At 68.0% G+C, this 22,065-nt stretch carries 21 protein-coding genes and 1 tRNA gene; 9 read left to right on the plus strand and 13 right to left on the minus strand.

All coding sequences use genetic code 11. From position 1 onward, the window contains the following. The first annotated feature begins 62 nt into the window (after positions 1–62). A complete protein-coding gene (locus ACPCHZ_RS01925) occupies positions 63–1,346 on the plus strand; it encodes a pyridoxal phosphate-dependent aminotransferase (RefSeq protein ID WP_423483185.1) in 1,284 nt (427 codons plus the stop codon). A gap of 30 nt (positions 1,347–1,376) precedes the next feature. Next, positions 1,377–2,636 (plus strand): YibE/F family protein, encoded by a 1,260-nt coding sequence (locus tag ACPCHZ_RS01930; protein WP_423483186.1) that lies wholly within the window; start codon positions 1,377–1,379, stop codon positions 2,634–2,636. On the opposite strand, the gene rfbA is transcribed toward ACPCHZ_RS01930, so the two are convergent. From rfbA to dcd, 8 genes are all read right to left on the minus strand, one after another. Then, positions 2,590–3,453 carry a glucose-1-phosphate thymidylyltransferase RfbA gene (gene rfbA / locus ACPCHZ_RS01935; protein WP_423483187.1) on the minus strand — a complete coding sequence of 288 codons (864 nt, stop codon included), beginning with the start codon at positions 3,451–3,453 and terminating at the stop codon, positions 2,590–2,592. The genes ACPCHZ_RS01930 and rfbA overlap by 47 nt on opposite strands. Before the next feature lie 10 nt (positions 3,454–3,463). After that, a complete protein-coding gene (locus ACPCHZ_RS01940; protein WP_423483188.1) occupies positions 3,464–3,829 on the minus strand; it encodes a nuclear transport factor 2 family protein in 366 nt (121 codons plus the stop codon). A gap of 74 nt (positions 3,830–3,903) precedes the next feature. Next, positions 3,904–4,647 (minus strand): maleylpyruvate isomerase family mycothiol-dependent enzyme, encoded by a 744-nt coding sequence (locus ACPCHZ_RS01945; protein WP_423483189.1) that lies wholly within the window; start codon positions 4,645–4,647, stop codon positions 3,904–3,906. Between the two features lies 1 nt (position 4,648). Then, entirely contained in the window at positions 4,649–5,977 is a 1,329-nt protein-coding gene (locus ACPCHZ_RS01950; protein WP_423483190.1) for a cytochrome P450, read from the minus strand. Continuing rightward, positions 5,974–6,300 carry a DUF1330 domain-containing protein gene (locus ACPCHZ_RS01955; RefSeq protein ID WP_423483191.1) on the minus strand — a complete coding sequence of 109 codons (327 nt, stop codon included), beginning with the start codon at positions 6,298–6,300 and terminating at the stop codon, positions 5,974–5,976. Before ACPCHZ_RS01955 ends, ACPCHZ_RS01950 begins: the two co-directional genes overlap by 4 nt. 11 nt (positions 6,301–6,311) lie before the next feature. Next, positions 6,312–7,652: a UDP-glucose dehydrogenase family protein gene (locus ACPCHZ_RS01960; RefSeq protein WP_423483192.1), complete on the minus strand. Its 1,341-nt coding sequence runs from the start codon at positions 7,650–7,652 to the stop codon at positions 6,312–6,314. Between the two features lie 87 nt (positions 7,653–7,739). Beyond that, on the minus strand, positions 7,740–9,404 hold the full coding sequence (locus tag ACPCHZ_RS01965) for a DUF7159 family protein (RefSeq protein WP_423483193.1): 1,665 nt from the start codon (positions 9,402–9,404) through the stop codon (positions 7,740–7,742). 242 nt (positions 9,405–9,646) lie between these two features. Then, on the minus strand, positions 9,647–10,228 hold the full coding sequence (gene dcd / locus ACPCHZ_RS01970) for a dCTP deaminase (RefSeq protein WP_302914182.1): 582 nt from the start codon (positions 10,226–10,228) through the stop codon (positions 9,647–9,649). 45 nt (positions 10,229–10,273) lie between these two features. On the opposite strand from dcd, the gene ACPCHZ_RS01975 reads away from it, so the two are divergent. Both ACPCHZ_RS01975 and ACPCHZ_RS01980 read left to right on the plus strand, forming a co-directional pair. Beyond that, a tRNA-Gly gene (locus ACPCHZ_RS01975) sits at positions 10,274–10,344 on the plus strand. A 159-nt stretch (positions 10,345–10,503) separates the two neighbouring features. Beyond that, positions 10,504–12,303 (plus strand): FAD-linked oxidase C-terminal domain-containing protein, encoded by a 1,800-nt coding sequence (locus tag ACPCHZ_RS01980; protein ID WP_423483194.1) that lies wholly within the window; start codon positions 10,504–10,506, stop codon positions 12,301–12,303. A gap of 54 nt (positions 12,304–12,357) precedes the next feature. Here the strand turns inward: ACPCHZ_RS01980 and ACPCHZ_RS01985 are convergent, their stop codons facing one another. The 4 genes from ACPCHZ_RS01985 to ACPCHZ_RS02000 are packed head-to-tail and all read right to left on the minus strand — an operon-like array spanning position 12,358 to position 16,278. Next, entirely contained in the window at positions 12,358–13,056 is a 699-nt protein-coding gene (locus tag ACPCHZ_RS01985; RefSeq protein ID WP_423483195.1) for a phosphatase PAP2 family protein, read from the minus strand. A 58-nt stretch (positions 13,057–13,114) separates the two neighbouring features. Then, a complete protein-coding gene (locus ACPCHZ_RS01990; RefSeq protein ID WP_423483196.1) occupies positions 13,115–13,870 on the minus strand; it encodes a phosphatase PAP2 family protein in 756 nt (251 codons plus the stop codon). A gap of 39 nt (positions 13,871–13,909) precedes the next feature. After that, complete coding sequence (locus ACPCHZ_RS01995) at positions 13,910–15,061, minus strand: glycosyltransferase (protein WP_423483197.1); 1,152 nt, start codon at positions 15,059–15,061, stop codon at positions 13,910–13,912. Beyond that, on the minus strand, positions 15,058–16,278 hold the full coding sequence (locus ACPCHZ_RS02000; RefSeq protein ID WP_423483781.1) for a glucosyl-3-phosphoglycerate synthase: 1,221 nt from the start codon (positions 16,276–16,278) through the stop codon (positions 15,058–15,060). Before ACPCHZ_RS02000 ends, ACPCHZ_RS01995 begins: the two co-directional genes overlap by 4 nt. Here ACPCHZ_RS02000 and ACPCHZ_RS02005 point away from each other — a divergent pair. From ACPCHZ_RS02005 to ACPCHZ_RS02015, 3 genes are all read left to right on the plus strand, one after another. Then, entirely contained in the window at positions 16,216–17,190 is a 975-nt protein-coding gene (locus ACPCHZ_RS02005; protein ID WP_423483198.1) for a Gfo/Idh/MocA family protein, read from the plus strand. The two genes, ACPCHZ_RS02000 and ACPCHZ_RS02005, sit on opposite strands and share 63 nt — an antisense overlap. Then, a complete protein-coding gene (locus ACPCHZ_RS02010) occupies positions 17,183–18,277 on the plus strand; it encodes a zinc-dependent alcohol dehydrogenase (protein ID WP_423483199.1) in 1,095 nt (364 codons plus the stop codon). Before ACPCHZ_RS02005 ends, ACPCHZ_RS02010 begins: the two co-directional genes overlap by 8 nt. A gap of 163 nt (positions 18,278–18,440) precedes the next feature. Beyond that, the gene (locus ACPCHZ_RS02015) at positions 18,441–19,394 is read left to right on the plus strand and encodes an enoyl-CoA hydratase/isomerase family protein (protein ID WP_423483200.1); all 954 of its coding nucleotides are present in this window, start codon (positions 18,441–18,443) and stop codon (positions 19,392–19,394) included. On the opposite strand, the gene ACPCHZ_RS02020 is transcribed toward ACPCHZ_RS02015, so the two are convergent. Then, positions 19,391–20,014: a PadR family transcriptional regulator gene (locus ACPCHZ_RS02020; protein WP_423483201.1), complete on the minus strand. Its 624-nt coding sequence runs from the start codon at positions 20,012–20,014 to the stop codon at positions 19,391–19,393. The genes ACPCHZ_RS02015 and ACPCHZ_RS02020 overlap by 4 nt on opposite strands. A gap of 59 nt (positions 20,015–20,073) precedes the next feature. Between ACPCHZ_RS02020 and ACPCHZ_RS02025 the strand changes: the two genes are divergently transcribed. Together ACPCHZ_RS02025 and ACPCHZ_RS02030 are read left to right on the plus strand one after the other, a co-directional pair. Next, positions 20,074–20,901 (plus strand): hypothetical protein, encoded by an 828-nt coding sequence (locus tag ACPCHZ_RS02025; protein ID WP_423483202.1) that lies wholly within the window; start codon positions 20,074–20,076, stop codon positions 20,899–20,901. Between the two features lie 106 nt (positions 20,902–21,007). Continuing rightward, positions 21,008–22,054, plus strand: coding sequence for an alpha/beta fold hydrolase (locus ACPCHZ_RS02030; RefSeq protein WP_423483203.1), 1,047 nt, complete (start codon positions 21,008–21,010; stop codon positions 22,052–22,054). Positions 22,055–22,065: the final 11 nt, after the last annotated feature.

A 22,065-nucleotide genomic window follows, 5' to 3' on the forward strand; every position in this document is an offset into this window, starting at 1 on the left:
CCACAAATCACGGCGCCGCCGCCACAGCCGAAATTTCTAATTCACTGGACGCCGGTGCGACCATGGGAGACGTGACCAGCCAACAGGTGCCCGCGGAGAAGATGTGGCACACCAGCCACACGCCGCGGCCGCGGACGTTCAACCAGTCCTCGAAGCTGCAGGACGTGCTCTACGAGATCCGCGGCCCGGTACACGAGCACGCCTCCCGGCTGGAGGCCGAGGGCCACCGCATCCTCAAGCTGAACATCGGCAACCCCGCGCCGTTCGGCTTCGAGGCGCCCGACGTCATCATGCGCGACATCATCCAGGCCCTGCCGTACGCGCAGGGCTACTCGGACTCCAAGGGCATCATGCCCGCGCGCCGCGCGGTGTTCACCCGCTACGAACTTGTCGACGGCTTCCCGCGCTTCGACGTCGACGACGTCTACCTCGGCAACGGCGTCTCCGAGCTGATCACGATGACGCTGCAGGCCCTGCTCGACAACGGCGACCAGGTGCTGATCCCCGCTCCGGACTATCCGCTGTGGACGGCGTCGACGTCGCTGGCCGGCGGCACCCCCGTGCACTACATCTGCGACGAGACCCAGGGCTGGCAGCCCGACATCGCCGACCTGGAGTCCAAGATCACCGACCGCACCAAGGCGCTGGTGGTGATCAACCCGAACAACCCGACGGGTGCGGTGTACCGCCGGGAGGTCCTCGAGCAGATGGCCGAACTGGCCCGCAAGCACCAACTGCTGCTGCTGGCCGACGAGATCTACGACAAGATCCTCTACGACGACGCCGAGCACATCGCGATGGCCTCGGTGGCGCCGGACGTGCTGACGCTGACGTTCAACGGGTTGTCGAAGGCCTACCGCGTCGCCGGTTACCGGGCGGGCTGGCTGGTGATCACCGGCCCGAAGGAGCACGCGGGCAGCTTCATCGAGGGCATCAGCCTGCTGGCCAACATGCGCCTGTGCCCGAACGTGCCCGCGCAGCACGCCATCCAGGTCGCCCTCGGTGGCCATCAGAGCATCGACGACCTGGTGCTGCCGGGTGGCCGGCTGCTCGAGCAGCGAGATGTGGCGTGGGAGAAGCTCAACGAGATCCCCGGAGTGTCGTGTGTGAAGCCGCAGGGCGCGTTGTACGCGTTCCCGCGCCTGGACCCCGAGGTGTACGACATCGTCGACGACGAGCAGTTGGTGCTCGACCTGCTGCTGCAGGAGAAGATCCTCGTCACCCAGGGCACCGGGTTCAACTGGCCTGCCCCGGACCACCTGCGCATCGTCACGCTGCCGTGGGCGCGTGACCTGTCCAACGCGATCGAACGGCTCGGCAACTTCCTGGTGAGCTACCGGCAGTGAGCCGCCAGTGTCGCCCTCTACCCTGACCGGGTGACGCACTCCCATGCCCACTCCCATTCCCTGAGCGGCCCAGCGCCACTGGGCCCGCTGGCCGCGAAGATCGTCGTCGGCCTACTGATCGCGATCGGCATCGCGGTGCTCGCGAGTGCGGCACTGCTGTGGCCCGGCCAGCAGAAGGTCGACATCCCGCTGCCGTTCCAGAACGCCCAGGGCGGTGCGGTGACCACCGAGGGCGGCCACGTGGTGTCCACCAGCCTCGGCACCTGCGGCAGCCCGTCGGCAGGTGCAGTGCTGACCGCCGACCCGGTGCCCGCGCAGGGCGAGGGCGCCGAATGCGTGCAGACCCTCATCGCCATCGACTCGGGGCCGAACAAGGGCGCGAACACGCTGGTGGAGTTCGGCGGCGGACCGGGCCAGCCGAATCTGATGGCCGGGGACGACATCCGGATCATCCGCCAGGTCGATCAGGGTGGCACCACGAGCTACTCGTTCTACGACTACGAGCGGGCGTGGCCGCTGTTCGGCATGGCGGCGGTGTTCGCCGTCGTCGTGGTCGCGGTCGCGCGGTGGCGCGGATTGCGGGCGCTGATCGGCATCGTGGTGGCCTTCGGGGTGCTGGTGGTGTTCCTGCTGCCGGCCCTGCGTGACGGCGCGTCGGCCGTGCCTGTCTCTCTCGTGGCGTCCGCGGTGATCCTGTACGCGGTCATCTACCTGGCACACGGGGTCAGCCTGCGCACCAGTGCGGCACTGCTCGGCACCCTGACCGCACTCCTGCTTGCAGCGTTGTTGTCTTGGCTGGCAATCGAACTCGCGCACCTGACCGGACTGTCGGAGGATCAGAACAACGAGGTCGCCGCCTATCTGGGCAACGTGTCGATCACCGGCCTGCTGCTCGCCGGCTTCATCATCGGCTCGCTCGGCGTCCTCAACGACGTGACGGTGACGCAGGCCTCCACGGTGTTCGAGCTCGCCGAGCTCGAGGGCGCCACCAGGCGCACTATCTTCGTCGGCGCCATGCGGGTCGGTCGTGACCACATCGCCAGCACCGTCTACACCCTGGTGCTGGCCTACGCAGGCAGCGCGCTGCCGTTGCTGTTGCTCTTCAGCGTCGCCAACCGCGCGCTGGGCGACGTGCTGACCAGTGAGAGCGTGGCCATCGAGATCGCCAGGTCCGCGGTCGGCGGTATCGCGCTCGCCCTCTCGGTGCCGCTCACCACCGGGATCGCGGCGGTGCTGGCGACGCCTACCGCTCCAGCAGCTCCAGCAGGTAGGCGCCGTAGCCGGACTTGAGCAGTTCCTGGGCACGGGCGGCGAGCTGGTCGTCGTCGATCAGGCCGAGGCGCCAGGCGATCTCCTCCGGCACACTGATCTTCAGACCCTGGCGACGCTCGATGGTGCGGACGAAATCGCCGGCGTCCAGCAGCGAGTCGAACGTGCCGGTGTCCAGCCACGCCGTGCCTCGCGCGAGCACCTCGACCGACAGCCGGCCCTGCTCCAGGTAGGTCTGGCTGACCTCGGTGATCTCGTACTCACCGCGGGCCGAGGGCTTCAGCGACCGGGCGATGTCCACCACGTCGTTGTCGTAAAAGTACAGCCCGGGCACGGCGTAGTGCGACTTCGGGGTGACGGGCTTCTCCTCGAGCGACAGCGCGACACCGTTGTCGTCGAACTCCACCACGCCGTAGTCCGACGGGTTGGCCACCCAGTAGGCGAAGATCGCTCCGCCCTTCACCCCGCCGAACCGGCTGAGATTGGTGCCGAGACCGGGACCGTAGAAGATGTTGTCGCCCAACACGAGTGCCACCGAGTCGGTGCCGATGTGCGACGCGCCGATCACGAACGCCTGGGCGAGTCCGTCGGGGCGGTCCTGCACGGCGTAGGTGAGGTCGATCCCGAACGCCGAGCCGTCGCCGAGCAGGCGGTGAAAGGCCGGCGCGTCGGCGGCCGTGGTGATCACCAGGATGTCCCTGATGCCCGCCATCATCAGCGTCGAGAGCGGGTAGTAGATCATCGGCTTGTCGTACACGGGCATGAGCTGCTTGCTCGCGCCCAGCGTGATCGGATGCAGTCTGGTGCCCGATCCACCGGCCAGGATGATGCCCTTCACACGAAGCCTCCTAGCCGCTCAGATCCTCTTCGGTGAGCTCGGTGGCGGCCAGCGCCGATGCCAGGTCGTCGTGCCGGAACACCGACGTGACCTTGTCGTGCACCACCCGGAACGCCGACGCGGCAGCCCTGCTCCCGTCGGGCGTCGCGATCCGCTGCTCGACGACGACCACGCCGTCGCGCACGTAGAGCTTCCCGGGTTCGGCGGTGACGCCCGCTGATCGTGCCCACTCGAGCAGGGCCGCGTGCCCCTGGCCCGCACCGTTGGCGTCGCCCACCTCGATGTCGTCGCTGGACAGCGCGACCAGTGTGTCGAAGTCCTGCTCGTTGAGCGCGTCGTGCCATGCCAGCACGGTCGCGATCTCGGAAGTGCTCATGCTCGCACGGTAGCCTACGGCGCGACGCCGATGAGCTCATCGACCCGGGATCGCACTGCCCGAGCCGTTTCGGCTCAGAACTGCGTGCGCTGCAACCAGGTGTCCCAGACCGCGGCGTCTCCGAACACCTCGAGGCCGAGCTCGGCGGCCGTGCGGCGCCGGGTGATGGCCAGCAGCAGGTCCCGGGCCGGACCACGCAGGGCCACATCGCCTTTGCCGTGGTCGTGCGTCCACGAGACGCCTTCATGGTCGTGCACGACGGTCCACTCGCCGGTGACGCCCAGGCCGTTGTCGGTGGCGTGCAGGTGCATCGTCTGTCCGCGGTCCAGCGCACCGGCGATCAATGTCGGGTTGGTCATCAGCTCCACCCATTCGCTGATCGCGTCCGCGGCGAGGTCGGCGGGCACCTCGAAGACACCGCCGACGGCCAGTGCCGCATCGGCCCGGTGCACGAGCACCTCGTGCAGGCGGCGCCGGATCCACCAGCCGGCCGGCCGCGGTCCGGCGAAGGTCCACACCCTGGCACTGCCCACCCGCTCCACCGCGTCGACGATCAGCTGCGCGCCGGCGTTGAGCCAGTCGAGTGCCGCGGCGGGTTCGGCCGGCGGCTTGCCGTCGCGCACCTCGCGCGGGTCGAGGGCCTCGCTGCGCCGGTCGGCGATGATCTGTGCGGCCCAACGGTTTCCGCGGCCGACGTGCCGGAAAAGATGCGTCAGGGTCCAGTCGGGACAGGTGGGCACCGGCGCGTCGGGCTCGCCGGTGGCGATCACTGCGCCGAAGGCATCGGTCTGTTCGAGCAGTGCGGCACGGAAATCCACGTCACGAACCTAGCGCCGCGCGCGCCGTACCGAGCGTGATCGGCAGACTCGACCACCCCCGCAGCACCCGGGTGTCGCGGCGGCTGCCGGAGCCGGCCAGCCGCGCGTCGGGGAATCGCTCGAAGAACGACCGCAGGCCGACCTCCCCCTCCACCCGGGCCAGGGCGGCGCCGAGGCAGAAGTGCCTGCCACCGGAGAACGACAGGTGCCTGCCCGCGTTGTCGCGCTCGATGTCGAACCGGTGCGGATCGGCGAACACCGCCGGATCACGGTTCGCGCCGGCCAGGTGCAACACGATGGTCTCGCCTTGGCGCAGCGCTGTGCCCGCCACCTCGACGTCCCTGAGCGCGGCCCTTGCGGTCATCTGCACCGGCGGGTCGAGCCGCAGGATCTCCTCCACCGCCGTCGGCCACAACTCCGGGCGTGCGGCGAGGGTGTCGAGGTGTTCCGGGGTCTCCAGCAGCATCCGGATGCCGTTGCCGAGCAGGTTCACCGTGGTCTCGAAGCCCGCGGCCAGCACCAGTCCGGCGAGCGCCTCGAGTTCGGGGTCGCTGAGCCGGTTTTCGGCGTCGGCGGCCGCGCTGGCCTGGATCAACTGGCTCATCAGGTCGTCGCCGGGGTTGCGGCGGAGCTCCGCGAGGTGGCCGCGCAGCCACGTGTTGAATCCGACGATGCCCTCGTGCACCTGCCGGTACTGCTGCCAGGACAGCCCGATGTCGAGGCTGGGCGCGCCCAGTTCGCCGAAGCGCAGGATCTGCGGCCGGTCGCGCTCGTGCACACCGAGGATGTCGCTGATCACCGCGACCGGCAGCTGCGCGCAGTAGCGCTGCACCACGTCGACGGCGCCGTCGACGGCGGCCAGGTCGTCGAGCAGCAGGTCGGCCCGCTGCTGCACGCGGTCCCGCAGGGCGGCAACGGCTCTGGCCGTGAACACCGACGACACCAGCTTGCGGCACCTGGTGTGGTCGGGCGGTTCGATCGACAGCAGCGACGGCGGCTGGATCGGGTGCATCAGTCCGGTCTCGGTCTTGCGGGTGATCCAGCGCTGCGGGGCGGGCAGGTTGCTGCCCTGCGGGACGGTGCGGAAGTCGTCGTTGCGCAGCAGGTCGGTGATGACGGCGTGGTCGAACGTCAGCAGTGCGGCTCTGCCGCGGATGACGGGGCCGCGCGGCCGCAGTTCGTCGGCGAAGGCGGCCGGGTTCTCCCGGACGGCGGGGTCGGCGATGAGGCGGGCCTGCGGGTCGCCGCGCCGCGCGCCGAGCGTCGACAGCCCGCGAATCACGCCGTGCAGGGCGACCCACCGGATGCGTTGTCTGAGATGAATGCTCATCGTTCGAGCCCCAGCACGGGTCGCAGGTCGTCCAACCGGTCGAACAGGTGCCAGATGTAGGACGACGTGCCTTTCTCGCGGTGGGCGTGCAGGTCGGCCAGCGCGGGGTCGTCGCGATAGCTCTCGAAGGCTTCGCGGGAGTCCCATTCGACCAGGATCAGTACCTGGCGCGGCTCGAGTTCACCGATCATCGATTCGCGGAACTTTCCGAGTGCCACCACCCGGCCACCGTGCTTGGCGACCTCCTGCGGGGAGCGCTTGGAGTAGGCCCGGTACTCGTCGGCGTTCGCGACGTCGAACAGGTTGAGCGCGTATACCGTCATACACCCCGACGCTACGCCGCGGGCGGTTCCGCGATGCGTCGGCCCAGCGCATACACCCGCCACCCGGCGGCGCGCCACCGCTCCGGATCCAGGCAGTTGCGGCCGTCGACAACGACTTTCGCCCGCACCGTGGCGGCCAGCTCACGAGGGTCGAGGTCGACGAATTCGGGCCACTCCGTGAGCACCAGCACGGCGTCGGCGCGGTCGCAGGCCTCGATCACCGACGTCGAGTAGTTCAGCGTCGGGAACACCCGCTGCGAGTTCTCCATCGCCTTGGGGTCGTAGACGTTGACGGTCGCCCCGTTGAGCTGCAGCAGGCCGGCGACGTTGAGCGCCGGGGAGTCACGGACGTCGTCGGACTCCGGCTTGAAGGCCGCGCCGAGGACGGCGACGTTGGCGCCGAGCAGTGAGCCGCCGCAGGCGGACGTGGCGAGTTCCACCATCCGGGTGCGGCGCCGCATGTTGATGCTGTCGACCTCGCGCAGGAAGGTCAGCGCGTGGTTGGCGCCCAGTTCGCCGGCGCGGGCCATGAAGGCGCGGATGTCCTTGGGCAGGCAGCCGCCGCCGAAACCCAGGCCGGCATTCAGGAAGCGCCGCCCGATGCGGGGGTCGTAGCCCAGCGCGTCGGCCAGCAGGGTGACGTCGCCGTCGACGGCCTCGCACACCTCGGAGATGGCGTTGATGAACGAGATCTTGGTGGCCAGAAAGGCATTGGCCGACACCTTGACCAACTCCGCGGTCTGCAGATCGGTGCGCAGGAACGGCACCTCCTCGGCGAGTATCGGTGCGTAGAGCTCGCGTACCGCCGCTTCGGCGCGCACCGAGTCCCGTTGCACACCAAGCACGATGCGGTCGGGGTGCAGGGTGTCGTGCACCGCGAAGCCTTCGCGCAGGAACTCGGGGTTCCAGGCCACCTCGACGTCGACGCCGTCGGGCGCCAGATTGCGGGCCCGCTCGGCGAGGTCGGCGGCGGTGCCCACCGGCACGGTCGACTTGCCGACGATCACCGCGTTCCGGCGCAATCGCGGCACCAGGGTGTCGATCACGGCGTGCACGTGCCGAAGGTCGGCGCCGTATTCGCCCTTCTTCTGCGGAGTCCCGACGCCGAGGAAGTGCACGTCGGCGAACTCGGCGGCCTGCTCGTAGTCAGTGGTGAACTGCAGGCGGCCGGCTGCCAGATTCTCGTTGAGCAGTTCCGCCAGGCCGGGCTCGTAGAACGGGATCTCGCCCGCCGCCAGCTTGGCGACCTTGCCGGGGTCGATGTCGACACCGATCACCTCGTGGCCGAGCGCCGCCATCCCGGCCGCGTGGGTCGCGCCGAGGTATCCCGTGCCGAATACGGTGCATCGCATACTGCCTGAATAGGTGGGCGCGATGAGCTAACCGCTACGCGACACTGATCGGCAGCCCAACACCAGGTGACGATCAGACGTGGGTGATCAGCCCAGCGACGGGAACGGCCAGAACGGCGACCCGCCGTTGCCGCCCGAGGATCCGCGGTCCCCGCCCGAGGGACCCCGCGAATCCGAGCCCGCCCCGTAGTCACCACGCCCACGTGACCCGGAATCCCCGTAGTCGCCCCGGCCACCCGAATCCGAGCCGGAACCCGGGAACGGGAACGACGGCTGCCGAGGGGTCTGCGGCACCTGGGGATACTGCGGGTACTGGGGATACTGCGGGTATTGCGGCTGCTGAGGCACCTGCGGCCAGTCCGAGTCACTCTTCGGCGGATCGTCGTTCTGCCACGGGGGCGTCCACGGTGGCTTCCAGGGCGACTTGGGCGGTTCGTAGACGCGTGGCGGCTGGAAGACCGGATAACGCGGACGCGGATAGACGGCGACCGGCGGCGGCAACACCGCTGGCGGCGCGATCACCGGTGCGGGCGCGGCCGGCGGCGGCGCAGGAGCGGGAGGCGGAGCGGCGGGCGCCGGAGCGGGCGGGGGTGCCGCGGGTTCGACATACACCTGCCGCGGTGGTGCCTGCTGCACCGGTGCCTGCTGCACCACCTGCACGGGAGCCTTGATGGTCTCCGGCGGCGGCGCGGCCGGCGGAGCCTGCACGGGCTGGGCCTCCCGGACGGGGGCGGGCGCCGCAGGGGCCTGGGTGATGCTCGGGACGATCGCACTCTGCGCCGGGCTGGGCCGCTGATCGGCGGTCGGCCGGATGCTGACGGCCAGCGAGATCGCGAGCGCCACCACACCCACCACGAAGACCGAGGTCAGTGCGCTGCCGACCAGCAGGAACGGCTTGCGGGTCTCGTCGTGGGGCAGGTCGGCCCCGGCGGCGACGAAGTCCTCGGGCGCGGGCACCGGCTCGCTGACCGGTCGCATCTGGGTGGCAGCCGCGGCCAGCGCCGCGTAGGCACCGCCCGCGGTCGGGCCGTCGTCGGGATCCTGTGAGTAGGCCAGTCCGACGGTGGACGCCTCGAGGGCGGGGGCGTGCGCCGATGCGAGCGCAGCGCCGCGCGCCAGCGCCATGGCGGACTCGTCGGGTGCGCTGACGGGCAGCGAGACGATGTGTTCCAGGTGGGCCTTGACCGAGCTGACGTCGACACCCGAGCCGACCACGAACATGCCGTCGGGCGGGGAGTCCTGGGCGTCGACCGCGGCGGCCATCTCGGTGAGCACAGCCATCGCGTCGTCGCTGTGCAGGCTGCGGCTGAGCACCTTGACCACGGAGCCGTCGTCGGTCTGCACGACCGACAGGGTGGCGGTGTCCCGGTCGATGAACAGCAGCGCGGTGGTGGCGTATCCGACGGTCCGGCCGACGGCCTGCGCGAGCGCAGCGGCGGCGTGCCCCTCGGACACCAGCATGACGTCGTCGATGCCGCGGGCGGTCAGTGTGTCGCGCAGTGTGGACGCCTCGGCGTGGTCACTCCACGTGACGCCGATCGACTTCAGATCGTGGCCGCCCTCGGTGGCGCTCTCCTTGGTGCCGAGCACCGCGGCGACGACCTGGTCGGCCGCGCTCGACGTTGCCGAGCCCTCGGTTGCGGTGATCTCGAAGACGTCGTGGTCGACGGTCACACCGTCGGCCTTCTCCCCTTCGACCAGCACCATGCGGACCGTCGTAGGTGTCATCGACACACCCAGTACGATGTCCACCAGATCCTCCAATGTGTTTGCTACGCCTGCTCGTTCGCCGTTGCGCAGTCGACCGTCACGAGTCTCCAACTAGAACTTCATCGTCGCGAGCAGCGTGGTCGTTACATTCCGACGTTGTTAGCTGTGCGCGGTGGAGCCCTGGCCGGATCGCGACGCACCGAATGCCCGCGGACGCCGGTACTTCGACCCTACTCGGATCAACGACAACGAGGAATGTTCGGTTCATTCCCTCTTGCGTTGAGTCAGCGGGGATCGGGGTGCTTGATGAAGTTCTGATAGGACCGCGAGGGCGTGGGGCCGCGCTGGCCCTGGTACTTCGACCCGGCCTTGCTGCTGCCGTAGGGATGCTCGGCGGGACTGGTCAGCCGCAGCAGGCAGAGCTGGCCGATCTTCATGCCCGGCCACAGCGTGATCGGCAGGTTGGCCACATTGGACAGCTCGAGGGTGATGTGGCCGGTGAAACCCGGGTCGATGAAGCCGGCGGTCGAGTGGGTCAGCAGGCCGAGCCGGCCCAGAGACGACTTGCCTTCGAGGCGGCCGGCGAGGTTGTCGGGCAGCGTGCAGCGCTCCAGCGTCGACCCGAGCACGAACTCACCCGGATGCAGGACGAACGGCTCGCCCTCCTTGGGTTCGACGAGCGTGGTGAGGTCGTCCTGGCGCAGCGCCGGGTCGATGTGGGTGTAGCGGGTGTTGTTGAAGACCCGGAAAAGGTTGTCGAGGCGCACGTCGACGCTGGATGGCTGGACCAGGGTGTCGTCGAACGGATCGATGCCCATCCGGCCGGCGTTGATCTCGGCGCGGATGTCGCGATCGGAAAGGAGCACGCGCCGAGCGTATCGGCCCGTGGTGCTAACCTCACTAGCCACACCGCCGATGTAGTTCAATGGCAGAACATCAGCTTCCCAAGCTGAATACGCGGGTTCGATTCCCGTCATCGGCTCCGCTTCTAACGTTGCGGTGGTGCGCTTGCAGCAATAAACGGACGCGCTCACGGCGATGTCCCCGGTTTCATTGCCAGCACCACTTGGACTCGGCGCGCCTTGCAGCCTTACGGGCATAACAACGTCGGCCCGACGAGAGAAAACATAAGTTGGGCGGCATGACAGCGGATGCGCTCGGATCGGATCTGCGCCGGCTGGTCGGGTCTGATGCAATCATGACCGACAAGGCGGCTCGCGTGCTGGCGGGAACAGACTTCATCACACAGCGCGGCATCCCAGCTGTAGTCGCTCGACCGACGTCGAGCGACCAGGTCGTGGCACTGCTCCGGTATGCATCCGAGCATGGGTTGCGAATGGTCCCCCGCGGCGCCGCGACGAACCTGTCCGGGGCGATCGCGCCCGGTGACGAATCCCTGGTGCTCGATCTCACGGGTATGAATCGGATCTTAGAGATCGATGCGCAAGCACGGCGCGCGGTCGTCGAACCTGGTGTGATCAACGCCGATCTCAAGGCCGCAGCCGCGCCCGCAGGTTTGGTCTATGCGCCGGATCCGGCGTCGACACCCATTTCGACCATCGGCGGCAACATCGCGGAGAACGCCGGTGGTCCTGGGTGCATCAAACACGGTGTCACATTCCACCACGTGCTCGGCCTCGACGTCGTCCTCGCCGACGGTCGCCTGGTCACCTTCACCGACGACGACGAAGTCGACCTGTTGGGGGTGGTGATCGGATCCGAAGGGATCCTCGGAGTGGTCACACGTGCCGTCCTCAAACTGATGCCTATCCCTGCGGTCCGTTGGACGGCGCTCGCAGCCTTCGACCGAGTCGAAGACGCGGCGTTGGCAGTTTCCGAGATCATTGCCGCGGGAATCTTGCCTGCGGCGCTGGAGCTGTGCGACCAGAGGTTCGTCGAGATCATGGAGGCTCACCTCCCATCCGGTTATCCCACGGACAAGGCGGCGATGCTCATCGTCGAGCTTGACGGTGAGCCCGACGACATCGCCCGGGAGACCCCTGCACTCGAAAAGCTTTTTCGGCGTTGGGATCCCACGCTGCGCACTGCGGTCAACGAGCAACAACGCACGGCACTCTGGGCAGGTCGTCTCGCTGCGGGATTCGCGATACGAGCGACTGGAAAAGCGTTCTATATCTGCGACTCGACCGTACCGCGGCAGCGAATACCCGAGATGATGGCCCGTAGCCGACAGATTGCCGCGAGCTACGGACTCGATGTCCCAGTTGTGGGGCACGCCGGGGACGGCAACTTACACCCGACAATCCTCTACGAGCCTGCCCAGCTCGCAATCGTCGAGGGAATCGCCGAAGAGATCGCCGACGCAGCGCTGGCGCTTGGTGGCACGCTGACGGGTGAGCACGGAATCGGCACTGCGAAGCGGGCTCAGATGCGAAAGGCGTTCGGGGCCGTCGAGCTGGCCGCGTTCCGCGCAATCAAGCGGGCCTTCGACCCAGATGGCCTGTTGAACCCTGGTGTGATGTTGCCGTCGCAGGAGCGCGACGAACCGGATTTGAAAGCCTTCGGCGACACTGTGAAGGCGGCACTCGATGGTCGGCCAACGGCTCTCTCGCCGGTACTACAGACGACACACGACAGAGAAGTCCATGTCGATATCGAGAACATGAGTCTCGCCGCAGGCGGCGCTGCGTTGTGTCGCGACGTCGCCGCTGCAGCCAGGGCGGTCGGACTCTCCTGCCCTGCAATGGAGATCGACGGCGTGGTGGGGGACAACATCGAAGGTGCGGGACATCGGCGGCCAGCGCGCAGTGCTCTCCTCGGCGTCGAAGCCACGCTGCCCGGCGGATACCACGCGACTTTCGGCAGCGCAGCCATGAAAGACGTCGCAGGACTCGACGCCAAGCGCCTCATCGCCGGTGGCCGTGGCGCCTTTGGCCGAGTGGAGCGCGTGAACCTGAGAGCGACCCCGCATCGCAGCTGATCGCTGCCCGACTCAGCCGTGTAGTGGCAGGCGTGTCCGTTCGGGCGCAGAACATCAGCTGCCCAAGCTGAATACGCGGGTTCGCTTCCCGTCATCGGCTCCACGATGAGCGGGCCCTGCGTGCACGACGTACAGGACGACGCTCAGCCAGATGCCGCCCAGGATCAAGCCGCCGAGCACATCCGTCGGGTAGTGCATGCCGCGGTAGACCCGGCTGACGCCGATCAACAGCGGCACTGCGGCACAGCCGACCACAGCAGCCGCGGTGACGTAGCGATACCGGCTGTGCCACAGGGCGATCACCGCGACAGATCCGTAGAAGCAGACCGCCGCCGCGGTGTGGCCGGAGGGGAAGGACGACGTCGGCGGCGCCTCGTCCATGTGCGGCACCTGCGGCCGCGGGCGACTGATGAGCAGTGTGGTCGCCATGAAGACGGCAGTCTCGCCGGCCACTGCACACACCACGAGCACCGATTCGCGCCAGCGGCCGAACACCCAGCGGAAGACCGTCGCCGCCAGCGCTGTGAGGACGACGATGGTCGGCGTGGCCGAGAGAGTCGTGATCACCGCACTCTCCGAAAAACCCTGTCCCTGACGGTGCTTCACCAGCCGGGCCGGTAACTCGGCGTCCCACCTACCGAACGCGGTCGGCGGCAGCACATGGGTGAGCAGGTAGCCCAACGCCACCATCAACCCGATGAGGCACACGGCGGCGACGAGTAACCGCCCGACGTCACGACGGTGGCCGGCCATGCCATGCATCGACGTGGATTACCCCTTTGACAATGCCGTCAAGCGGTGGGCGGCGCGCTCACCGCCGTGCCCACGGCTGTTCGCGGGTCCCGACATCGGCCGGACCCGCGACGGGCTGGCCCGTTTCCCGGCGCCACGCGGCGTAGGCCCATGTCGTGACCGCCACCCAGCCGACGCCGAGCGTGACGCCGCCCAGGACGTCGCTGACGAAGTGCACGCCGAGCACCACCCGTGCGAACGCGACCGCCGCAACGACCGCCGCGGCCGCCGCGACGGCGGCGATCCGGCCGCCTCGCGGCAGGAAACGGAGGGTGAGCAACAGGAGCAGGCAGCAGCCGATCGTCGCGCTCAACGCATGGCCGGACGGGAACGACATCCCCGGCGCCGTCGAAACCGGATCCGGCAGCACGGGGCGGGCCCGGCCGACCATCTCCTTCAACGCGAGGCCGAGTCCCGCGCCACCGAACACCGTGGTCAACAGCCACGCCGCGTGGTGTCGTTCACCGTTGATGAGATACACCACCGCGACCACCGTCAGGCCGACACGGAAGACGACCGGGTCGAAGGTATCGCTGACGATCTCGGCTGTCTGCGCCAACTGCGGGTGGTCGGTGTGCAAGCGGTGAAACGCGTCCGCAGCCCCGGCGTCGAGGGCTCGCAGTGGCGGCCAGCCCGCGCGGACGAGGAGGAGAACGAGCGCGAAGCCTGCCCCGGCGACGAGCGTGCCGAGCAGGCCCACGCCGAGCCGCAGCCCGAAGTGCTCGTCTGCGGCGGAAAGATGGGCATGAACCGCCCGGCCCACCCGCGTCGGCATGGTGTGGGGGGTCCCCGGGTCGGCGCTCCGGTAAACGCGTTACGCGAAGACCTTGGGGCGTGAGCCCGCAATGCACTGTTCGTAGAGATCGAGGTAGGCCGAGGCCATCACCTCCGGGGCGAACCGACGTTCCGCCACCGCGCGGCAGTGTGCGGGATCAAGCCTGTCGACGGCGGTGACCAGCTGAGCCAGCGCCGCCTCATCGCCGAACTCCGCGAGCAGTCCCGTGCCGGGTTCGACGAGCTCGGGCAGGCAGCCGCGGCGGTAGCCGACCACAGGTGTGCCAAGGGCCAGCGATTCGATGACCGCGGTACCCCCGGGTTCGTCCCAGCACACCGGAAACAATGTGGCGAGCGCGGTCGAGACGAGGTGGTCACGATCATCTCCGGTCACGTTTCCGATCCACCGCACCCGGTCACCGTCGACGTGTGGGGCAACCTCTTCGCGCCAATACCGAACATCGGCATATCGATCGGCATTCGGCTCGGCGCTCAGCTGCTCCGGCGTGGTGAACGGCCCGATCGGCCCGGCCAGCACCAGCTCCCAGCCGAATCTCTGCGCCAGGCGCGCGGCGATGTGTTGCCCCTTTCTACGGTTGATTCGCGCGACCAGAACGAGATGACCGTTCCCGGCTGGGGCAGACCGACGTGTGGCGTGGTGTGCGAGCGGAGTGGCCAGATGGACGTGCCCGAGAGTGTGGTGGCGAAGCGCATCGGGCGCGCGCCGCAGTTGCTCGGCGGAGACACCGTTGACGTGAAATCGATCGTGCCTGCCGAATCCGCGGTAGAAGGCGCGGTGCTTCGTCAGATCCCAGTGCAGGGTGTGGAGCACGGTCGGCCGGTCGGCGCCCATGGTCGTGAGCATGCTCGGGCCCAACACCTCCATGTGGTCGTGAACCAGGTCGATGTCCGATCGGCGCCGCAATTCGGCGGCGATGCGTTGCAAATGCGCTGCAGCGACACCGACTACATCGTTGTAAGGCTCTGCGAGGTGGGCGAACTGCGGCTCGTCGAACACGTGGATCTCTTCGTCGACGTCGATGGTGCTCTGACCGACGGTGGCAAGAACGACGCGCACGCCTCGCCGGCGTAGCTCCGGAATGAGCGTCGCGATGATGTTCTCGATTCCGCCGTAGCCGACCGGCGGAACCGTCAGCCACGGTCCCGCATTGATCAACACCGTCAGAGTCATGGCCGCTGATTCTCGAGCGGCCAGGAACGGGCGCCGGGAGCGGTGGCAAGCAAGTCGGCAACGGCGCGGACGTCAGCCAGCGGCGGTCTCTCTTCGACGGTGACATCGGAGACCATCAGCTGGTGGTGCACGGGTGTCGCGGTGTCGTGGCGAAACTGGGTGAGCCATCTCGATGCCGGCGCCTCGGCGACGCCGCGGTGCTCGCGCTGGAGCCGCACGCTCGCGGTGTGCAAGATCTGAGCCGCCATGCGACCCAACGCTTCGATGTCGTGGTGACGATGGGTGCGGGTGCCCAGATCGACCTGGGCGAGCGCATCGAGTCCGACGAGGTTGAGCAGATCCACCAGCATGGCGAACTCGACGCCGTAGCCGGTCGTGAAGGGAATCTGTTCGAGTACGTCTCGATATCCCCCGTACTCGCCCGCCAACGGCTGAACGAAGCCGGCCAACCGGGGCCAGAACATGTTGATGAGGGGCCGGGCGACGAGTTCGCTGACCCGACCGCCACCACCGGGGACGGTGACCTGATCGGTCATCAGCGGGCGCAGGTAATGCGCCTTGACGAACACCACGTCCGATTCACACAGCAGAGGGCCGAGCAGTCCGACGATGAAATGCGTGGTGAAGTCGCGCAGGTCCGAATCGACGAAGAGAACGATGTCGCCGGTGCTGGCAGCCAGCCCCTTCCACAACGCATCGCCCTTGCCGTCCATGCGCGGTTGGTCGGGCAGAATCTGGTCCTGGTGAAACACCGTCGCCCCGGCTGACGCCGCGACTGCCGCCGTCGAGTCGGACGATCGGGAGTCGATGACGATGAGCTCGTCGACCAGACTGACGTCCTCCATGAGCAGGCGCCGAATCTGCGCGACGATTCCCCCGACGGTCTGCTCCTCGTCGCGAGCGGGCAGCACGACGCTGATACGTCTGGCGCCCTTAGCCCGCATGACCCGCTGCAGCGTCCACGACGTCCCGCGACTGGACCGCCGTGGCAGCCACTTCCATACCTCGGGGTCCACCCCGGCCGGAGTGTGCTCATCTGGTTCGTGCATGACAGTCGGGTTACCGTTTACACCGACGTCAAATCCACCCTTAAGGGTGGAGTGACGCCAGTTGGCGAGGGTAATCGGCATCGAGGCCGACCCGGGAGATGAGCTGTGGACCGCTGCAATGTCGGATTCGTCGGCGCGGGTGGTGTTGCCCTGCGGCACGCGCACCATCTCGCTCAACTGAGGGATGTACGCATCCTTGCCGTGACAGACCCGGTTCCGGCGGCCGCAGAGTCATTCGCCGATGCGACGGGTGGCGTCGTGGTACCTGACCTGCAGGCACTACTGAACACGTCGCCGGATGCGGTGTATGTCTGCGTTCCCCCGCATGCGCACGGCGCGATCGAGGAACGGGTGCTCGGCGCAGGCATCGCCATGTTCGTCGAGAAGCCGCTGGCACTGGACCTGCCGACCGCCGAGCGCATAGCCGACACGGCGCGGATGGCCGGCGTCGTCACCGCGGTCGGTCATCATTGGCGCTATTCGGCGGCCGTCGACCTCGTCCGTGAACTACTCGACGGCCGACCCGTTCGGCTCGCGGTGGGGTCATGGATCGACCGTGTGCCCCCGGTGCCCTGGTGGAGCAGGCGGGCGATGTCGGGCGGTCAGATCGTCGAGCAGGCGGCGCATGTGCTGGATCTGATTCGGCTGTTCTGCGGCGACGTCGTCGAAGTCGACGCCTACGCCAACGCCGCGCCGCCGGGCGTGCCGGACGCCGATGTCGACGGAGCCACCGTCGCGATCCTGAGGTTCGAATCCGGAGCGGTGGGAACCGTCGCCGCCGCATGCTGCCTCGATTGGAAGCACCGGGCGGGTCTCGAACTCCATGCCGACGGTCTGTCGGTCACGATTCACGAAGACGAAATCGTCGCGAGGACAGCGCAGGGAACCACGCAGCGCAGTCTGCTACCCGACGACGCCAAGCGGGCGGCCGATCGTGCGTTCATCGACGCTGTGCTCGACAACGGCGCGGCGCGCGACGGGATCCTGGTGGACTACGGCGAGGCGCTGCGGACCCATGAACTAGCTTGCGCCATAGCGGCTTCGGCCAGGGACCGCCGGCCGGTGAGACTCCATGACTGACCGCAGATTCACCGTCGTGGTCGAGCGCTGCGGCGTGGTCACACTGCGCGATGAGCCGCCACCGCCGCCTCTGCAGGACGGCCAGTTCGACGTGGAGACCGTTTTCAGTGGACTGTCGACAGGGACGGACCTCAGTTGGGTGAAGGGCACGAACCCCGCCCTGCACCGTAGGTGGGACCCCGAACTCGGCCTGTTCATGCCGGGCGCCCCAGACGTGGGCTATCCAATCGACAAGTTCGGTTACATGCAGGTCGGTCGGGTCACGAAGAGCGCAACACCTGCCGTGCAGCCAGGTGACCTGGTCGCCATGACCTACGGGCACCGCAGCGCTTACCGCGCCGACGCGCTGAGCGACCGTTTCGTCACACTGCCGAGTTCACTCGATCCGGTGCTGGGCATCTATGCCGCACACATGGGACCGATCTGCGCGAACGGGCTACTCCACGCTGCTGCCGACGTTCATGGCACCGATGTTCGCGGCCTCGCCGACGGCGTACGCGGTCGCCGAATCGCTGTCACCGGGGCCGGCGTCGTGGGCCTGCTGACCGCGCTGTTCGCCCGCCTGCACGGCGCAGAATCGGTTGTCCTCGTCGAGCCCACTCCGTCACGCCGCCATGTCGCGACCGATCTCGGCCTGGAGGTCGTCGATCCTCACGCTGTCGACCCGGCCGTCCTGCTGAAAAGCCGATGGCGTCACGCGGCCGGGGACCGTGGAGCCGATATCGTATTCCAATGTCGCGGGCAGGCCAGTGCACTGGCCATGGCTCTTCGTATGTTGCGCCCGCAAGGAACGGTCATCGACTTGGCGTTCTACCCGGGGGGAAGCGAAGAAGTCCGACTGGGAGAGGAGTTCCACCACAACGGACTGAGCCTGCGCTGCGCTCAGATCGGACGGGTGCCGCGCGGGACCAGCCACCTGTGGGACCGCGAACGCCTCAGCACCGAGACCTTGGCGCTCCTGGCCGCCCACGGCAAGGACATCGCCAGGCACATCATCACTGACTACACGCCCTTGTCCGAAGCGCCGGAGACCCTGGTTCGCCTGGCCGGCAGCCGACACGACGGGCTTCAACTCGTATTCACCTGAACGGACACTGGTGAGTGCGCGGCTCATCCAGCCCTGACCGGAGATGCGTGCAGTTCCCTCGAGCAATCCGGGGCGGTCGATACGCTGTGACGTCAGGTCCGTGCTTCGGGCCGATCGCGGTAGAGCTCTTGCAAATCGACACGAGAGGCGGAGCCGAGTGGGTATGACGATCAGCGCCGAGCAGCATGGCCGGGTGGTGGTCGCCCGTTTCGACAATCCGCCGTACGGGCTGATGACGATGCAAATGGTCGAAGAGCTCAACAGCCTGGTGCGACGCGCCGAGGTAGACGACGGAATCGGTGCGGTTGTGCTGACCGGCGCACAGCCTGACCTGTTCCTTGCGCACTACGACGTCGCGGAACTCCTGGCTGCCGCCCGTCAGGCACCACCCATCTCCGAAGCGCGAGCCGGCATCGCGTTGCGCCTGGTCCGCCGGCTCACGCGGATTCCTGGACTCGAATCGCGTCTCGAGGACTCACAGGTCGGGGGTGTCGTGGCCCTTCAGCGCTTCCACGAGACGTTGTTGATGATGGGGCGCAGTGGTGTCGTCTACATCGCCGCGATCAACGGCGCCACAGCCGGAGGCGGACTCGAACTCGCGCTGGCCTGCGATCTGCGCTACCTCTCCGACCGCGGTGAACTCGCACAGCCCGAGGTTCTCCTCGGCTTCCCGCCCGGGGGCGGGGGCACGCAACGAATGGCGCGCCTGATCGGTCGTGCCGCGGCGCTGCAGATCATGCTCAGCGGCGACGTCCTCACCCCCGCAGATGCCGAGCGGGTGGGCCTCGTGAACGAGGTCGTGCCTCATGGCGAGCTTCTCGAGGCCGCCTGCGCGACCGCTGAGAAGCTCTCCATGCGTTACAAACCAGCCGTCTCGGTGATCAAGCGCGCGGTGCTCGAAGGGGGTTCCCTCCCGCTCAAAGACGGTCTGCAGGTCGAGCAGGCCGGACTCCTGGCGATGTTCGGCCATCCGAAAGTCCAGTCGGCCATGGCCGCATACGGCGCGTTCATCGAGGAGAACCAGGCGCTTCCGGCCTACGACCCTGAGGCCCGCCGGCAGCTACAGGACGGAACCTTCTCTCCCTTCGTCCCGGCACGTCGCAATCCCGGAGTCTAGGGGTCAGGCTTGTCGACCATTGCGCGATAGCGTTGCCGGACCCGCGGCGTCATCCCCAGATCCTTGGTGTCGGGCCACGTGTCTATTTCGGCGATGGTCTCTTCACACCATCCGATGAGGAGTCGAAAGAACCCCTCGTAGAAATGTGCAATCGGCTCGATGAGATGCACTCGCTGAGGAAATGGTCCTCCGGTCTCCAGGTGTTCCCCGACGAGAGCCTTGCCGCGGGCATTCAACGCGCGGGCCTGCCGTGCGGTGGATTCGAGAGCGGCGCGCAAGTCGTCGCCGTCGCCCTGGTCGCCGAGGAACATGCGCAGGAACCCCTCGACTTCCACCGTGGGTGGGGCCGGCTCGGTGGTCAGCCATTCTTTCAGCGCCGCCCGGCCCTCCGGGGTGATCGTGTAGCGCGTGCGTTGGCGTCGCAGGCCGTCGACGAGTTCGGCGTCGGCGTGCCCACGCGCCACGAGTCGCTTGAGCTCGGCGTACAGGTGGGCTTCCGAGCGCGGCCAGATGAAGTGCAGGCTGCGATTGGCCTGGCCGACGAGTTCGTAGGCCGTCCACGGCTGTATGCCGAGCAGGCCGAGGAGCGCGAACGACGTCGCCGTCGGTGGAGAAGTCATCCCTTGACAATACTCCAGTGTGGAGTAAGTATAGCTCCACACTGGAGTAAGGGGCGGACATGAACCACACTGGATACGTCGCACTCGTCGACACCGACCGAGCGGAGTTGCGCGAGCGCATCGCGACAGCGTGGAAGCACTTCGATCGTGTCGCTCGGTCGGCGGATCCGATGGCCCGGCCGCCGCGCATGGAATGGACGGCTCATCAGATCGTCGCCCACGTGTTGACAGTCGCGTACCGGTACCGAGAGATCATGGACGGCCGGATGTTTCGCCGCGCCAGCTCGCCACGCGACGTGGACGTGATCAACCAGATCGAACTCGACGCGATCATGGCGCCCCAGCCCGACATGATCGAGCAACTCGACCAACTCCGAGCCATCGCGGCGGACATGGACGCGTTCTTCGACACCATCACCGACGAGTCGATGTTCCCGTTTCACTGCGACATCGAGATCTCCGGGGTCGCTGCGCAGACCAATTGGTTGGGTGAGCTCGTCTTCCATGGCGAGGACATCGCCCGGGCGGCCAAGGCACCGTTCGACATTCGTGAGCGCGACATGCTGCTCATCGCCCGTGGGCTGATGGAGATGGGCCACGCCTGGGTGCGAAGCGACCTCTCACCCGACACTGACCTCTGCGTCGCGTTGAAGGTCCCGGGCGCTCGGCCCTACGTCATCCACATCCATCACGGCACCGCCGAGTTTCGCGAGCGCCGGCCAGACGATCGTCCCGACGCCGTCATGCGCACTCCGGCGTCAGTACTGACCCAGATGCTCTACCAGCGCATCGGGCCGATCGGTGCGGCGCGCAGAGGTCTTTTCATCGTCGGCGGTCGACGGCCATGGGCCGCGCTGAAGCTCCAGTCCTACTTCGAAGGGGCTTGAGTCGGATCGAGGCTTACCCCGCGGATAGGAAACTGTTGCCGTCCCGCGGTGAACTCTGGCCTCCCGTCGATTACGGCGCCACCCCCAGTTCCGCGACCATTTCTTCATGGCTACAGCGACCTCGGCACCCACCGCCCCGATCTCCACGGGCACCCCGAGGCCCGTGCGTCGCCACCCGCGCACTGCCTGCACCGGGCGCCGGCATCCCGAGGTCACCGAACGGACCGTGACCGTCCGCGGCGGCGTGAAGCTCGCGGTGCGGGACCAGGGACCCGCGGACGCCGAGTCCACCGTCGTCCTCCTGCACGGTCTGTGCCTCGACCAAGAGTCGTGGGCCGGCCAGGTCGATCACCTGACTCGGCAGTGGGGCGATCGCGTCCGGATCATCAGCTATGACCACCGCGGCCACGGCCGATCGGACTCGGCCCCGAAGCGCACCTACACGGTCGCGCAACTCGCCGACGACCTCGCCGAGGTGCTGACATCCCTGCGCGTCACCGGCCCGCTCACCCTCGCCGGACACTCGATGGGCGGGATGGTCGCCCTCGCCTACCTCGGCCGGCCCCGGGCTGACCGGCCCGTCGAGCCGACGGGGCTTGTCCTCGCCGCGACGGCCGCCGGCCGACTCACCGAGCGCGGCATCCCCCGCCTCCTGGCCAATCCGGCGACGAACACCCTGTGCGGGCTCGCCGCCGTCACGCCTCACCGCGTCATTTCTCTGCTCAGCAAGCCGGTGTACGCGGCGCTGGCGCTGCGGTGTGATGCCGACGCCCGCTCGACACTCTCGAGGCTGTTCGCCGAGACCTCGGCCGCAGCGACGTCCGTCGACACCGCCGCCGGGTTCCTGCCCGGCCTACGGTCCTTCGACCAGCTTTCGACGCTCGGCTCGATCCGGGCCGAGACGATCGTCCTCAGTGGCGGCGCCGATGTGCTCACCCCGTCGTCCCACGGGCACGAGATGGCCGCCGCCATCCCCGGCGCCGCGCACGTGCACCTCCCCGAGGCGGGACACATGCTCCTCGACGAGGCCGCGCGCCCCGTCACCGCTGCCATCAGTCAGACGATCGCGACCCGCATCGGCGCCCGCCCGCAGCCCGCGTCGGTGAATCACACTCGCGGACACCGCTACTCGCGTCTCACCGCGGCAGCGTAATCCCGCATCAG

Source organism: Mycobacterium sp. NPDC050041 (assembly GCF_049541695.1).
In the GTDB taxonomy this organism is placed as follows: Bacteria; Actinomycetota; Actinomycetes; order Mycobacteriales; family Mycobacteriaceae; genus Mycobacterium.